Origin of the sequence: Streptomyces sp. NPDC059456 (assembly GCF_042750055.1) — a bacterium.
Lineage (GTDB): Bacteria > Actinomycetota > Actinomycetes > Streptomycetales > Streptomycetaceae > Streptomyces.
This window is the reverse complement of sequence record NZ_JBHYVA010000166.1, coordinates 1-13753: the sequence shown is the minus strand read 5'-3', so window position 1 is coordinate 13753 and position 13753 is coordinate 1. Positions and strand designations below refer to the sequence as shown.

Sequence of the window (13753 nt, the reverse complement as noted above, 5' to 3'; positions counted from 1 at the left end):
GGGGGGGGTCTACGCGGCCCGGCGCGCCCGGGCCCGCGCCAGCGCCCGGGGGTGGGGGCGGGGGCCCCGGCGGGGGGGGTCCCCCCCGCACACCGGTCCCCGTCCGGCGTGCCGTGGGCGCCGCACCGGCCCACGGGCTCGCCGCACCGGATCACCGGCCCGCCGCCGCACCGGCCTGCCGGCCCGCCGCACCGTCCCGCCGCCGGCGTGCGGCGGTCCCGCGGATCGGGCGGCCCGTACCGGATGATCGGCCGGACACGGGGGGCGGACCCGTGCACGGGCCCACGAGCGACGGAGAGAGCCGATGCGACAGCGGACCGCCCGCCTGACCGCCGCCCTGGTGGCGACCGTACTGGCCGCGGTGCCCGGGTGCGGCCGCCCGGCCGCCGTCCGCGGGACGCCGGCCCCGTCGGCCTCGGCTTCCGTTTCCCCCTCCGGGCCCACCGGCCGGGCGCCCCGGGACTTCGCCGGCCGGATCGACATCGGCGGCGGCCGGAACCTCTGGCTGAGCTGCAAGGGGAGCGGCAGCCCCACGGTCGTCCTGGAGTCCGGGCTGCACGACTCGTCCGACACCTGGGCCTTCACCGAGACCCGGCCGCCCGTCCCGAAGGCGCCGGCGGTGTTCCAGGGCGTCGCGGCCTTCGCCCGGGTGTGCACGTACGACCGGCCCGGGACCATCCGCTACACGAACCCGCCGGCGCTCACCACCCGCAGTACGCCCGTGACCGGCACGCGTTCCCTCACCGCCATGGCCGCGGACCTCCACAAGCTGCTGACGGCGGCCCACGTGCCCGGCCCCTACCTGCTCGTCGGCCACTCCTTCGGCGGGATGATCACCCGGCTGTACGCCCAGCAGCATCCGGACCGCACCGCCGGACTCGTCTTCGTCGACGCGTTCGGCACGAACGCGAAACCCTACTTCGGCGCGCAGTGGCCCGCGTACCTGAAGCTGCTGGGCAGCCCCGGCACGCCCTTCGACGCGGACCCGGCCTTCGAGAGGGCCGACGTCGACGGAGCGGCCGCCGCGGTGAAGGCGGCGAAGCCCCTTCCGAAGGTCCCGATGGCCGTGCTCAGCAAGACGGAGCCCTTCGCGGCCCCGGCGGGGAGCCCCAAGGCCGTCCTCGCACCGCTGGAGCGCGCCTGGCCCGAGGTCCAGCGGGCCCTGGTGGAGCTGGGGAACCAGACCCCGCACCTGCTGGCCACCGGAAGCGACCACTACGTCCAGCTGCACGACCCGGACCTGACGATCGCCGCGATCCGGCTGGTCGCGGACCGGAGCCCCGCCGGACGGGCCCGAGCCGGACGGTGAGCGTCCGCCCGCCGCTCACGCTCACACCCGCCTCCAGCGGGGCGGGCGTGACGGGGAGACGGGCTCGGGTTCCGGGCCGCGCAGGTGCAGGTTGCGGACCGTGGCCGCGGTCTCGCGTTCGAAGTGCTCCCAGGAGATGAGCCGTCGCCAGGTGGGGTCCGGCCGGCCCGGCACGGTGGCACCCCGGTCCGCCCACTCCCGGGCGAGCTGCTCGAACAGCGGGGCGGTCCCGGCCGCGTGGGTCGCCTGCCGGGGGACGTAGAGGGGGCGGTCGCCGTCATCCGCAGCCCGGTGCCGCGCCGTGGTGGTGAGCGTGGAGCGCGTCGTCGTCATGCCCGGGCAAACGATTTCCCGGGCGGCGGGGACACGCACGGACCGCACACGGGGCCGGCGGGTGCCGCAGTCCGGGCGATGCGCCGAGGCGGGGCCCGGTCACCGGCCGGCGGTTCCGGGGCCCGCCCGTCACTCCTCCTGGTAGGAATGACGCTGCTCCTTCCAGGGGTCGGCGATGTTGTGGTAGCCGCGCTCCTCCCAGAAGCCGCGCCGGTCGGCCGTCATGTACTCGATGGCCCGCAGCCATTTGGGCCCCTTGTAGCCGTAGAGGTGCGGGACCACCAGGCGCAGGGGGAACCCGTGCTCGACGGTGAGGGGTTCGCCGCCGTGGTGGGTGGCGAGCAGGGTCCGGTCGCGAGCGAAGTCCGCGAGGCGGAGGTTCGCGCTGTACCCGTACTCCGCCCAGGCCATCACGTGCGTGACCTCGGGGGCCGGGGGAGCGAGCTCCAGGAGGGTTCGGGCGCCGACCCCGAAGAACTCGTGGTCCGTCGAGGTCGTGCCCGACGCGCAGTGCAGGTCGGTCTCGACGGTGATGCAGGGCAGTGCCGAGACCTCGTCGAACGACCAGGTGTACTTGTCGCCGGAGGCGGTGGCGCCGAAGACCTGGAGGGACCACCGCTCGGGACGGAACTTCGGGACCGGGCCGTAGTGGGAGACGGGCCAGCCCTTGGCGAGTCGCTGCCCGGGGGGCAGGGGTGCGGATCCCACGAGGTCGTCGTCCTGTTCGGTAGCCGGCGGAAACGGCGACGGGGGTCATCGCCAGGGGAGATCTTGCCAGCCCGCCGCCGGCATCGGGACGAGGCACCCGGACCGCACCCGGACGTGCTCCACCGCCCCCGGCGGCACGGTGGCACACCCCTGCGGAACCGGCCGAACGGGCGGACGCGTGCCCCCTGAAATCGACCGGTGCTTCCCCGCGTCACCGACGCTCTGCAATGCCGCCGATTTCCTTCGAAAGAAGCCCCGTGGGAATCCGGACATTGTCGTGACGGAACCCGCGGGACGTCCGCGGTGTTTCGGCCCGGCGGGCCGGAACACCGCGGACGTTGGCCGAGGAAGAACTCGACCGATTTGGCAGTGCGTTCCTCTTGTCTCATCATGTGAACAGACATCAGGTTGAGCCGCGCTCGTCAACTGTGTGCACCGTACGCATGGTTGACGGATCAACGGACGAGAGTGGTGTGAGTTCCACCACTCCCCGCCGCCTCGCCTGCATCCCGTCTATTTCAACTTTCATCTTTCGAGGTAAAGGCAGCATGCCCGTCCAGCAGTTTTCAGACCTCGTGCGTTTCGCCCGCGACCGTTCCCCTTTCTATGCCGACCTCTACGCGGACCTGCCACCGCACGTGAGCCGGATCACCGACGTTCCCGTCGTGGACCAGAACGAGTTCTGGGCCGCCAACACCCTGCACGACAACCGCGTCCTGACCGCGCCCCTCGGGGAAGCCGTCGTGTTCAAAACGGGTGGCACCACCGGCACCCCGCGGTTTTCCTGCTACACCCGCGAGGAATGGCGGGAGTTCGTCACCGCTTTCGGTTCCGGGATGGTCGACGCGGGTCTGCGCCCCGGCCACCGCGTCGCCGACCTCTTCTACGCCGGTGAGCTCTACGCCAGTTTCCTGTTCGTCCTGGACTCGCTCGCCCACGCCCCCGTCGCCAACGTCCGGCTGCCCATAGGCGGCGGCGCCCCGCCGGCCCCGACCGTGGCGACGCTGGAGGACTTCGACGCCGACGTCGTCGCCGGCACCCCGACCACACTGTGCCGACTGGCCGAACACCTGACCTCCACGGGCCGCCAACTGCCCGGCGTCGAGTTCCTCTTCTTCGGCGGCGAGGCCCTCTTCGCCGATCAGCGCCGCCTCCTGGCGGCCGCCTTCCCGCAGGCCACGCCCCGCTCGCTCGGCTACGCCAGCGTCGACGGCGGCCTGCTCGGCAGGCCGGTGCCCGGGCCCGACCCGCGCACGCACCGCCCGTTCGACCCGCACACCGTCGTCGAGATCCTCGACGAGACCACCGGCGAGCCGGTCCGTGAGCCCGGCCGCCCCGGACGGGTCGTCGTCACCCAGCTCTTCCGCAGCCTCATGCCCGTCATCCGCTACCCCGCCGGCGACCGCGCGGAGTGGACCGACACCGAGGGCGGCCAGTTCCGCATCCTGGGCCGCGCCGAGGAAGGCGTACGCGTCGGCCCCGTCTCGCTGTACTGGCAGGACGCCACGGACGCCGTCGCCGAAGCGGACACCGAGGGCCGCGTCACGGGCATGCAGCTCGTCGTCCGCCGCTGGGAGGGCCGCGACGGCCTCGTCCTGCGCCTGGCCACCGCTCCCGGACAGGACCCGGCCGTCCTGGACGTCTTCGCCAAGGAGATCGTCACCGGCCTGAACGCCGCCCGGCCGCTCTACCCCGAGAGCGTGGCCGCCGGATTCGTCCACCCGCTGGGCGTCGAATGGGCCCGCCACCGCGACCTGGCGGTCAACCCCCGCTCCGGCAAGCTCGTCCGCGTCATCGACGAGAGGCCGACCGCATGACCGCGCCCACCGCGGCCGCCGGAAGCCGGCCGCCCCTCGTCCTGCGCAACCGCACCTTCGCCGCCGTATGGCTGGGCCAGGTCTTCACCCAGGCCGCCGTGCGCATGTTCCAGGTGGGCATCTCCTGGTGGCTCGTCAGCGACGCCGCCTCCGGTGCCGGCGGCTTCGCGGCCGGGCTGTTCATGGCCGTCAGCACCCTGCCCGCCGTGGTCCTCGCCCCGCTCGTCGCCCATGCCATCGCCCGCTTCGCGCACCGCTCGCTGCTGCGCACGGCTGCCGGGGGCGCAGGGGCGGCCGCCGCCGCACTGGCCGTCTGGGCCGGCGCGAGCGACCTGCCCGTCGCCGCGGCCTACGCCGCCGCCCTCGCCCTGGCGACCTGCCAGGCCTTCTTCGACCCGTGCCTGACCACCTCGGTGCCCGAGCTCGTGGACGACGAGGACATCGAGGCCGCGACCGGCTTCGAGCTGTCCACCCAGTCCCTCGCGAGCCTCGGCGGCGCCCTGCTCGGCGCCCTCGTCGTGGACGCGGCCGGGGTGGCCGGCCTCGCCGCGGGCTGCGCCGCCGCCTACGCCACCGCCGCCCTGCTCATCACGGCCGCACGCTTCCGCACCGCGGCTCCCGCTCCCGGCCCCGCCCCGGACGCCGCCGACGCGGGGGCCGCGGAGGCCGCCGACGACGCCGCCGACGACGCCGGCCAGGCCGTGGCGCAGCCCCCGGCGCCGCGCCGGAACCTGCGCCGGATCCTGGGCTCGCTGCCGTACGTCCGCGGCATCCTGCTCTGCTTCACCGCGGCCAACCTCTTCACCACGGCCGTCTTCGTCGTCATGCCGCTGTACACCGCCTCGGTGCTGCACGGCGACGGCGCCACCGTCGCCCTCCTGGAGGCCTCGCTCGGCGCGGGCACGCTCGTCGGCTCCTTCACCGGCGCACGGGTACCCGGCCGGCCCGCCGTCGTGGGCACCGCCTGCCTGGGCACGATGGCCGCGGCCCTCGCCGTACCCGGCCTGATCGCCGCCCGGCCCGTCATCGCCGGGGCCCTGCTCGTCACCGGCTGGTGCGTCGGGGTGATCGGGGTCCGTTTCGTCGCCCTGTTCCAGCGGCTCGTACCGGCCGCCGACAAGCCCGCGTTCTTCGCCGTCATGCAGGCCGTCCTCGGTGCGACCTTCCCCGTCGCCTCGCTGCTCTTCGGCTTCCTCGGCGACCACCTCTGCGCCCAGACGCTGTGCCTGGTCCAGGCGGCCGGACTCGTGCCCGCCGCCCTCGCCCTGGCCCTGCTGCCCGGACACGCCGACCCGGCGGCCGGACCCGGGAGCGGCGCCGCCGGGCAGGACTGCGGACACGTTCCCGCCGCCGGGGCCCCCTCCGGGCCCGCGCCGGCGCCGACCGCCGCAGGAGGCCCGCGATGACCGCCACGATCGAGCAGGCCACCGCGGCCGACATCGCCGATCTCCGCCAGCTCTACTACGCCGTCTACGGCCCGCACTACCCCACGGCCCTCGGCACCGACCCCGCCGAGATGTCCCGGCTCATCCGGGACCCGCACACCCTCTGGCTCGTCGCCCGCTGCGCCCGTACCGGCGCCCTCGCCGGATCGGCGGCCGTCCACAGCGAACCCGGCAGCCGCATCGGCCGCCTCGAAGGGCTCGCCGTCCACCCCGACCAGCGCGGATCCGGGCTGGCCGGACAGCTGACCGAGGCCGTCTGCGCCGGCACGCTCGACGCGGGGACCCTCGACTCGGTGTACGCCACCGTCCGCACGGTCAGCGCCGGACCCCAGCGGGTCGTGGCCCGCAACGGCTTCCGCCCCCTCGGCATCCTGCCCAACGCCGTGGATCTCAGCAGCCGCGAAAGCCTCGCACTCTACGCGCGTCACTCGCCCGGAGTCCTGGACCGCCGGGTACCCGTCGCCGAGGTGCCCGCCTCCCTGATGCCGCTCCTGCGCACCGCCGAGGCCAGCCTGGGCATCAGCTACGCGGAGGTCCGGCCCACCCCGCCGGTGCCGGCGCCCGCCGGGGCCGCCGCGCGGCCGCTGGAGATGATCGAGGCGCCGGCCTTCGTCCGCCGCCGCTTCCACGAACACTTCCCCGACACCGGCCGCTGGTTCTACCCGCTGCACACCCCCAACGTCCTGCTGACCCCCGACGACGGCGGCTTCGAGGTGTACGCCTACCTCAACCGCACCGGCGGCTACTGCGCCCTGGTCGCCGCCCACCCCGACCCGGTGGCCGCCGCGGGCTGGCTGGAGCCGGTGACCCGGACCCTGACCCGCGCCGGCGCCGGCTACGTCGAGGCGCTCGTACCCCTGGAACACCACGCCGCGCTCTCCGCGTTCGCCGCCCAGGGCTTCATCGCCGGGGCCCTGTACCCGGCCATGCGCCGGGACGGGGACGGCTTCCACGACTACGTGGTGATGTCCCGCACCGCCGAGCACATCGATTTCCGCGGCCTGGTCGTCGACCCGCCGCTGCGGCCCTTCCTCGATTCCTATGTGTCGGCCTGGGCGTCGACTCATCTGCCCGCACGTGAGGTTGCTTCATGACCCCTTCCACGACTCCGTCCACGTCCCCGTCCACGTCCCCTTCCGCGGCCCCTCCGGCGGCCCCCTCGAAACCCCATCTCGCCCCCGTCGACGTCCCGGACGCCGCGGCCCTCGCCCACGTGCAGCAGCTCTGCGACCTGACCTCGCCCTACAGCTGCGGCCCCGCCGAGGAGGAGCTGTTCGCCGCCGCCATGGCCGAGACCAACACCTGGCACCGCGACCGCTCCCCGTTCTTCCGCAGCCTGTACGACGCCGACCGGCCGGACACCCCGTACCGGGCGCCCCTGGTGCACGCGAACTTCTTCAAGCGCCACGAGGTCCTGTCCATCCCCGCGGACGAGGTGCACCTCCACCTGACCTCCTCCGGCACCACCGGGCAGAAGTCGCAGATGTTCTTCGACACGTGGACGATCAAGTCCGCCCAGCGCATGGTCGCCCGCATCTTCGACCACAACGGCTGGATCACCCCCGAGCAGCCGGTCAACTACCTGCTCTACAGCTACGAGCCCGCCCGCGACCTGAACCTCGGCACCTCGTTCACCGACAACTACCTGTGCGACTTCGCGCCGGCCCGGCAGGTCGAGTACGCCCTGCGCAACACCGGCAACGGGCACGAGTTCGACCCCTTCGGATGCGTCGCCGCACTGCGCCGCTTCGCCGAGGACGACGTACCCGTCCGCATCCTCGGCTTCCCGGCCTTCCTCTGGTTCACCCTGGAGCGGATGCGGGCCATGGGGCTGCCCCCGCTGGAGCTGCCGGAAGGGTCCCTGATCATCCTGGGCGGCGGCTGGAAGGGCCACACCGACCGGCAGATCGGCAAGCACGAGCTGTACGCGCGCGTCACCGAGCAGCTGGGCGTCCCCTCGGAACGGATCCGCGACACCTTCGGCTCGGTCGAGCACTGCATCCCGTACATCGAGTGCTCGCACCACAACCTCCACGCGCCCGTCTGGTCCCGCGTCTTCATCCGCTCCACCCGCACCCTCGAACCCCTGCCGTACGGCGAACGCGGCTACCTGCACCTGGTGTCCCCGTACATCACCTCCGTACCGGCCCAGAGCGTCGTCATGGGGGACCTCGCCTCCCTCCACCCGGGCGAGGAGTGCGGCTGCGAGCTCGCCACCCCGTGGTTCACCATCCACGGCCGCGCCGGCGTCAGCCGCAACCGCAGCTGTGCCGTGGCCGCCGCCGAACTGATGAAGGGAATGTCATGACCGACACCATCAACCACCACTACTGGCAGGGCACCTTCATCGCGGACGACGAGGCCGCCCGCCGCCTGGCCGGTCTGCCCGCCGCCGTCGGTGCCGCCCTCGCCGCGCCGCTGGACACCGAGACCGTCCTGGCCGCCTGCGACGCGCTCTCCCGCGCCCTGCGCGATCCCGGCCACCCCGTACGGGAGCGGCTGGCCCCGCACCTGCCCGCGGCCGGTGACGGGACCGGTGACGGGACCGGCGGCGCCGCGGGTGACGCGGACACCGGGGAACTCCTCGCCGAACTCGCCGACTTCCTCGGCCGCAGCGCCCTCACCCGCAAGCTCCGCCGCGAACTCGGCGGCACCGCACCGCAGCGGCTGAACCGCCCCGACGCCAAGGAGACGGTGTACGAGGCCTGGGCGCCCGTCGGCCTCGTCGCCCACATAGCCCCCGGCAACGCCGCCACCGTCGCCCCCCTCAGCCTGATCGAGGGACTCCTCGCCGGAAACGTCAACGTCCTCAAGACCAGCAGCTCCGACACCCTCCTCGCCCAGCACCTCCTCGCCGAACTCGCCGCGCAGGACCCGACCGGCGCCATCGCCGAGCGGATCATCGTGCTGCGCTTCCCCTCCTCCCGCCAGGAGTGGCTGCGCCTGATGTGCGCCCCCGCCGACGCCGTCGCGGTCTGGGGCGGCGAGGCGGCCGTCGAAGGGGTCGCCGCCCACGTCCCGGCCGGCTGCCGCCTCGTGGAGTGGGGCCACAAGATCTCCTTCGCCTACCTCACCCGGGACGCCTGGGCGGACCCGGCGACGCTGGACGCCCTGGCGCGTGACGTCTGCCTCTTCGAGCAGCAGGCCTGCTCCAGCCCCCAGGTCGTCTACCTCGACACCGACGCCGCGGACACCGACGCCCTGCACGCGTTCGCCGAGCGCCTCGCCGCGGCCCTGGCCGCACGGCCGGCGCCCGCCGAGCCCGGCCTCGACCCGGCCGAGTACGCCGAACTGACCACCACCGAGCACCTCGCCCGGCTGGAGGAGCACCTGGGCCTCACCCGCGTCCTGGCCGCCCCCGACGGCACCTGGCGCGTCATGGCCGACAGCCGCCCGGCCCTCACCGCCTCACCCCTGCACCGCAGCGTCTGGGTCAAACCGCTGCCCCGCAAGGACCTCATGGCCACGCTGCGCCCCATGCGCCGCTACCTCCAGACCGCGGGCATCGCGGGCAGCCGCACCGACACCGCCGAGCTGGCCACCCTGGTCCTGGCCGCCGGGGCCACCCGGGTCACCCCCGTCGGCGCCATGACGGCGGGCTACGCCGGCGAACCGCACGACGGCGTCTACGCCCTCCAGCGCTACAGCCGCCGCGTCGCCGTCCAGGCCGACGAGCGGTTCACCGCCACCGCCTGCCTCGACGACCTCGCCCGCCCGGCCGTCTTCCCGCCGGCCTCCGGTCCGCTGCTGGACAAGGCCGCCGTCCAGGACCTCAACCGCGGCGTCGACCGGGCGGACGCCGAGCTGTACTTCCGCAGCGGGGGCAGCACCGGTACGCCCGCCCTGTCCCTGTTCACGTACGAGGACTACGACACGCAGATGCACGCCGCGGCCCGCGGCCTGCTCGCCGCCGGATACGACCCGGCCCGCGACCGCACCGCCAACCTCTTCTACTGCGGAGGCATGTACGGCGGGTTCATCAGCTTCTTCTCCATCCTGGAGCGCCTCGGCGGAGTCCAGATGCCGATGGCCGCGGGCTCCGACCACCGCGCCACCGCGGAGATGATCGTCGCGTACGAGGTCGACACCCTCTTCGGCATGCCCTCCTACCTCTGGCAGCTGCTGCACGAGGAAGCGGATCTCCTGCGCTCCTACGGGGGCCTGCGCAAGATCTACTACGGCGGCGAGCACTTCACCGAGGAGCAGCGCCGCACCCTCACCGAGACGTTCGGCATCGAGGTCGTCCACTCCGTCACCTACGGCAGCACCGACCTGGGCCCCCTCGGCTACCAGTGCACGCACGGCACGGGCAGCGTCCACCACCTCCACGCCGACCTGCACACCCTGGAGATCGTCGACGTCGACGAGGACCGGCCGGTGGCGCCGGGGGAGACCGGCCGGCTCGTCTTCACGACCCGTGCGCGGCGCGGCCAGCACCTCGACCGGTACGTCATCGGCGACCTCGGCCGCGCCCTGCCCGGCCGCTGCCCCTGCGGCAGCCACGCCCCGCGCTTCGAACTGCTGGGGCGCCTCGGCGAGGTGATGCGGGTGGCGACGTACTTCCTCAACTACCGGCGCTTCGTGGCCATCGCGGGGGAGCGGCTGGAATACGGCGGTGAACTCCAGGCCGTCCTGACCGCCGGGGCCGCGCGCGAGGGCCTCAGCCTGCGGATGGAGAGCGCCCACGCCCCGGATCCGGCCAGGGCGCGCGAGGCCTTCCTGGCCGGATACCCCGAAGTCCGGTCGGCGGTGGCGGAGAACCTGCTCGACTTCACGGTCGAGGTGGTCGACGGAGCGCGCCTGACCCGCACGGCCACCAGCGGGAAGCTGCTGGCGGTGGTCGACCGGCGGCGGTAGCCGCGATCCGGCCCGGGCCCGTGCCCGCGCGGGCGGATCTTAGACGGGGGAGGGGAGGTTTTGCGTCAGATCTCCCATTCTCCGCACGCCGTCCCGCGCGCTCAGTAGCGTCAGCCCCACCAGTGGACCGGTGCAGCGGAAGCGGGCGCCGGCCGTGAACGCGGAGATGAGGAGCGGGCGCCGATGGCGAATGTGGAAGTCTCGTTGAAGGAGACGATGACCTCGATCGAGGGCACCCTCGGGGTGGCCCTGGTCGACTACACCAGCGGAATGGCCCTGGGGGCACTCGGGGGCGGCAAGGACCTCGACCTGGCGGTCGCCGCCGCGGGAAACACCGATGTGATCCGGGCCAAGGTCCGCACCATGGAAATGCTCGGACTGGACGACGATATCGAGGACCTGCTCATCACCCTCGGGACCCAGTACCACCTGATCCGGCTGCTGAAAGGCAGGGGGACCAACGGGCTGTTCCTGTACGTCGTGCTGAACAAGGCGAACTCCAATCTGGCCATGGCCCGGCACCAGCTCAAGCGCATCGAATCCGAGCTGGAGATCTAGCGATCGCCGCTCCCCGGGCCCACGCATGCCCACGAATTGAAGAACTCTTCAATCCGGCACATCCGAAATTGGTCAAGCCAGGGCGCGCGTGGGCCCGCCGGACGCGATGATGGGTGCAGGCGGGCGGCCAACTCACCGGCCCCGGGCCGCACATACGGGTCGAAGCAACGGCGGGAGAGTTCGTGGGCAAGCAGGTACCCCTGTACCAGGCGAAAGCCGAGTTCTTCCGCATGCTGGGACACCCCGTCCGGATCCGCGTTCTGGAACTCCTCCAGAACGGGCCGAGGCCCGTACGCGAACTCCTCGCCGAGATCGACATCGAACCGTCCAACCTGTCCCAGCAACTGGCGGTCCTGCGCCGCTCCGGAATCGTCGTCTCCACGCGTGACGGCGCGACCGTCAACTACGCCCTCGCCGGAGGAGACGTCGCCGAACTCCTGCGCGCGGCCCGCCGCATCCTCACCGAGCTGCTGGCGGGCCAGAGCGAACTCCTCGCCGAACTGCGGCAGGTGGAACCCCGCACCGGCCGTGCGGAGACCGGTGCGGAAACCGGCGCGGGCACGGGCGCGGGCACCGGTGCGGGGGCCGGGCGCTGAGCCTTGCCGCGTCAGCCGAGCGCGTCGAGGAGTTCGCGTTCGCGCCCGGCACTGAGGCCGGCCCGCCGTTCCCGGTCCAGGCCCTGCGCCCGCTCCCACGCCAGCGTGTCGGCCAGCAGCTCCGACCGCGGCCGGTGCCGCAGTCCCGCGGCGCGCGCCGCGGACCCGTCGCGGGCCGACCACCCTTCCCAGCCCGCCTCGGCCAGCCACATCGGCAGCGATTCGGCCCCCATGAACTGGCCCACGCCGTTCGTGACCAGCCACTGGGACCCGGCGTCGACCACCGGACCGGTGTGGCCGCCCGTCGCGCGGGACAGCTCGATCCATTCCCGGAACGGGACGACCGGACCGACGGCGTCGTAGGTACCCGTGCACCGCCGCTCCGCGGCGTCGAGCAGCCAGGCGGAGAGGTCGCGTACGTCGACGACCTGGGTCGGCGCCGCCGGTACGGCGGGAACCAGCATCGGCCCGTGCGGATCGCGCGCGGCGCGGGCCGCCCAGTAGCCGGAGCGGTCGCTGTGATCCCCGGGGCCGCCGATGAGGCCGGCGCGCGCGATGAGCAGGCGCTCGCCGAGCGCGGCCGCCGACGCCTGCTCGCAGGCCACCTTGGCCTCGCCGTACTCTTCGCGGTCGACGCTGCTCCGGTCCGTCGGAGGAAGGAGCCCGGCGGACTCGTCCGCACCCTCCGCGGCGTGGGAGGCGTAGGCGCTGACCGAGGAGACGTACGTCCAGTGCCGGGCCCTGCCGCCCAGCGCGTCGAGCGCGCCGCGGACGAAGCCCGGCTGCCACGACACCTCGACGACCGCGTCCCAGTCGCGGTCGAGCAGCGGCCCGTACGCCGCGGGGTCCTGCCGGTCGGCCGCCACCAGCCGTGCCCCGTCGGCGACTTCGCCGCTCTCCCCGCGGGCCAGGCACGTCACCCGATGGCCGCGCGCGACCGCCTGCCGGGACAGCTCCCGGCCCAGCCATGCCGTTCCGCCCAATACCAAGATCTCCATACCGGCACCCAAGCACCTGGGCCCTCGAACATCCAGCCGGATTCGCGGACGGCGGACGGCGGACGGCGGACGGTGGACGCGAACGGGCCGCGGCCCGGGGATACCGGCGGGCCGACCGGTCGGTGGCTAGCCTGGGCCGCATGAACCGCTCCGCTGATCCCGGCCCCGCCCCCGACCGGTACACCGTCGTCCTGCGTCCGGGGCTCACCGAACCCGGCGCCGCCTCCGCCCGCCGCGGCGTACTGCGCACGGCACTGGTCGAGGCCACCGGCGCCTACGGGGCCTCCGGCTATCCGCGGTACGAGGGCGAAGGCATCCAGGCCGACATCGACCCCGAAACCCGGACCGTGGAGGCGGTGACGGTGGACGGCGCGGAACTCCCGTACGGCTGGGTGGCCCAACTGACCGACTCCTGAGCCACGGCTCCCGAGCCGCGGCGGCGAACCCCCGAGCCGCCCGGATCCGGGGGCGGGGCGGGCGCGCGGCGTGCGTGCGGGGGGTGGGCGGGGCTGGTGGAATGGTCCCTTCGGCTGCCGCGCCGGGGAGGTGTCGTGTCGGAGCATGACGGGAGGTCCGCCGGGCCCCCCGGGGAGCACGGGGCGCTGCTCGCGCGGCTCCACATGACGGAAGCCGCGGCCGAGCAGATCGGCACGGGCCTCGACGAGAGCGCCACCTGCCGTGAGCTGGCCGGTTTCCTCTTCCGGAACCTGTGCGACGCCGTCGCGGTGGACCTGCGGGCCGAGGACGGCCGCCTCCACCGCGTCGCTGCCGCCGGCGCGGCCGGGCTGCTGGAGGCGCCGGCCGGCGCCCCGCCCTCCGTACGGGCCCTGGACGGCGGGCACCCGCTGTCCGAGTGGACGGTGCTCTGCGCGGGCACCCCCGTGCACCTGCTCTCCGTACCGCTCCAGGCCCGGAACCAGGTGCACGGCGCGGTGCTCGCCGTACGCGCCCACGGCCGCTTCAGCGACCACGAGGCGGCGACCGTCCACTTCGCCGCCCGCCTCGCCGCGGTGCACCTGGGCCACGCCCGGGAGCTGGCCGCCACCGAGGAGACCGCGATGCACCTGCAGCGGGCCCTGGTGTCGGAGCCGGGCCGGCCGCACCCCAATCTGGAGAGGGCCAGCCGCTATCT

General features: G+C 73.9%; 12 protein-coding genes and 1 pseudogene. 10 read left to right on the top strand and 3 right to left on the bottom strand.

Annotated elements, in window-relative coordinates:
* The first annotated feature begins 304 nt into the window (after positions 1–304).
* A complete protein-coding gene (locus tag ACFXA3_RS17005) occupies positions 305–1309 on the top strand; it encodes an alpha/beta fold hydrolase (protein WP_385187500.1) in 1005 nt (334 codons plus the stop codon).
* A gap of 21 nt (positions 1310–1330) precedes the next feature.
* Here ACFXA3_RS17005 and ACFXA3_RS17000 read toward each other — a convergent pair whose 3' ends face one another.
* Together ACFXA3_RS17000 and ACFXA3_RS16995 are read right to left on the bottom strand one after the other, a co-directional pair.
* Positions 1331–1642 carry a hypothetical protein gene (locus ACFXA3_RS17000; RefSeq protein ID WP_385187498.1) on the bottom strand — a complete coding sequence of 104 codons (312 nt, stop codon included), beginning with the start codon at positions 1640–1642 and terminating at the stop codon, positions 1331–1333.
* A 129-nt stretch (positions 1643–1771) separates the two neighbouring features.
* The gene (locus ACFXA3_RS16995) at positions 1772–2350 is read right to left on the bottom strand and encodes a molybdopterin-dependent oxidoreductase (RefSeq protein WP_385187496.1); all 579 of its coding nucleotides are present in this window, start codon (positions 2348–2350) and stop codon (positions 1772–1774) included.
* Between the two features lie 548 nt (positions 2351–2898).
* On the opposite strand from ACFXA3_RS16995, the gene ACFXA3_RS16990 reads away from it, so the two are divergent.
* The 7 genes from ACFXA3_RS16990 to ACFXA3_RS16960 all read left to right on the top strand — a co-directional run bounded on the left by ACFXA3_RS16990 (position 2899) and on the right by ACFXA3_RS16960 (position 11623).
* Positions 2899–4167: a phenylacetate--CoA ligase family protein gene (locus ACFXA3_RS16990; RefSeq protein WP_385187495.1), complete on the top strand. Its 1269-nt coding sequence runs from the start codon at positions 2899–2901 to the stop codon at positions 4165–4167.
* Positions 4164–5573 carry an MFS transporter gene (locus ACFXA3_RS16985; RefSeq protein ID WP_385187493.1) on the top strand — a complete coding sequence of 470 codons (1410 nt, stop codon included), beginning with the start codon at positions 4164–4166 and terminating at the stop codon, positions 5571–5573. The genes ACFXA3_RS16990 and ACFXA3_RS16985 overlap by 4 nt, the downstream gene beginning before the upstream one ends.
* A complete protein-coding gene (locus ACFXA3_RS16980) occupies positions 5570–6706 on the top strand; it encodes a GNAT family N-acetyltransferase (protein WP_385187491.1) in 1137 nt (378 codons plus the stop codon). The genes ACFXA3_RS16985 and ACFXA3_RS16980 overlap by 4 nt, the downstream gene beginning before the upstream one ends.
* Entirely contained in the window at positions 6703–7920 is a 1218-nt protein-coding gene (locus ACFXA3_RS16975) for an acyl-protein synthase (RefSeq protein ID WP_385187489.1), read from the top strand. The genes ACFXA3_RS16980 and ACFXA3_RS16975 overlap by 4 nt, the downstream gene beginning before the upstream one ends.
* Positions 7917–10469: an aldehyde dehydrogenase family protein gene (locus ACFXA3_RS16970; protein ID WP_385187487.1), complete on the top strand. Its 2553-nt coding sequence runs from the start codon at positions 7917–7919 to the stop codon at positions 10467–10469. Before ACFXA3_RS16975 ends, ACFXA3_RS16970 begins: the two co-directional genes overlap by 4 nt.
* 183 nt (positions 10470–10652) lie before the next feature.
* Complete coding sequence (locus tag ACFXA3_RS16965) at positions 10653–11027, top strand: hypothetical protein (protein ID WP_385187485.1); 375 nt, start codon at positions 10653–10655, stop codon at positions 11025–11027.
* Positions 11028–11209: 182 nt separating this feature from the next.
* Positions 11210–11623 carry an ArsR/SmtB family transcription factor gene (locus ACFXA3_RS16960; RefSeq protein WP_385187483.1) on the top strand — a complete coding sequence of 138 codons (414 nt, stop codon included), beginning with the start codon at positions 11210–11212 and terminating at the stop codon, positions 11621–11623.
* 11 nt (positions 11624–11634) lie between these two features.
* Here ACFXA3_RS16960 and ACFXA3_RS16955 read toward each other — a convergent pair whose 3' ends face one another.
* Positions 11635–12621 (bottom strand): NAD-dependent epimerase/dehydratase family protein, encoded by a 987-nt coding sequence (locus ACFXA3_RS16955; RefSeq protein ID WP_385187482.1) that lies wholly within the window; start codon positions 12619–12621, stop codon positions 11635–11637.
* Between the two features lie 140 nt (positions 12622–12761).
* Between ACFXA3_RS16955 and ACFXA3_RS16950 the strand changes: the two genes are divergently transcribed.
* On the top strand, positions 12762–13037 hold the full coding sequence (locus tag ACFXA3_RS16950; protein WP_385187480.1) for a hypothetical protein: 276 nt from the start codon (positions 12762–12764) through the stop codon (positions 13035–13037).
* Between the two features lie 135 nt (positions 13038–13172).
* Positions 13173–13753, top strand: a pseudogene (locus ACFXA3_RS16945) (protein phosphatase); the annotation flags it as partial.

Bases quoted from the DNA above. Each gene is read 5' to 3' on its own strand.
- ACFXA3_RS17000 (WP_385187498.1), bottom strand. From the start codon at position 1,642: ATGACGACGACGCGCTCCACGCTCACCACCACGGCGCGGCACCGGGCT.
- ACFXA3_RS17005 (WP_385187500.1), top strand. From the start codon at position 305: ATGCGACAGCGGACCGCCCGCCTGACCGCCGCCCTGGTGGCGACCGTA.
- ACFXA3_RS16950 (WP_385187480.1), top strand. From the start codon at position 12,762: ATGAACCGCTCCGCTGATCCCGGCCCCGCCCCCGACCGGTACACCGTC.
- ACFXA3_RS16990 (WP_385187495.1), top strand. From the start codon at position 2,899: ATGCCCGTCCAGCAGTTTTCAGACCTCGTGCGTTTCGCCCGCGACCGT.
- ACFXA3_RS16975 (WP_385187489.1), top strand. From the start codon at position 6,703: ATGACCCCTTCCACGACTCCGTCCACGTCCCCGTCCACGTCCCCTTCC.
- ACFXA3_RS16985 (WP_385187493.1), top strand. From the start codon at position 4,164: ATGACCGCGCCCACCGCGGCCGCCGGAAGCCGGCCGCCCCTCGTCCTG.
- ACFXA3_RS16965 (WP_385187485.1), top strand. From the start codon at position 10,653: ATGGCGAATGTGGAAGTCTCGTTGAAGGAGACGATGACCTCGATCGAG.
- ACFXA3_RS16970 (WP_385187487.1), top strand. From the start codon at position 7,917: ATGACCGACACCATCAACCACCACTACTGGCAGGGCACCTTCATCGCG.
- ACFXA3_RS16980 (WP_385187491.1), top strand. From the start codon at position 5,570: ATGACCGCCACGATCGAGCAGGCCACCGCGGCCGACATCGCCGATCTC.
- ACFXA3_RS16955 (WP_385187482.1), bottom strand. From the start codon at position 12,621: ATGGAGATCTTGGTATTGGGCGGAACGGCATGGCTGGGCCGGGAGCTG.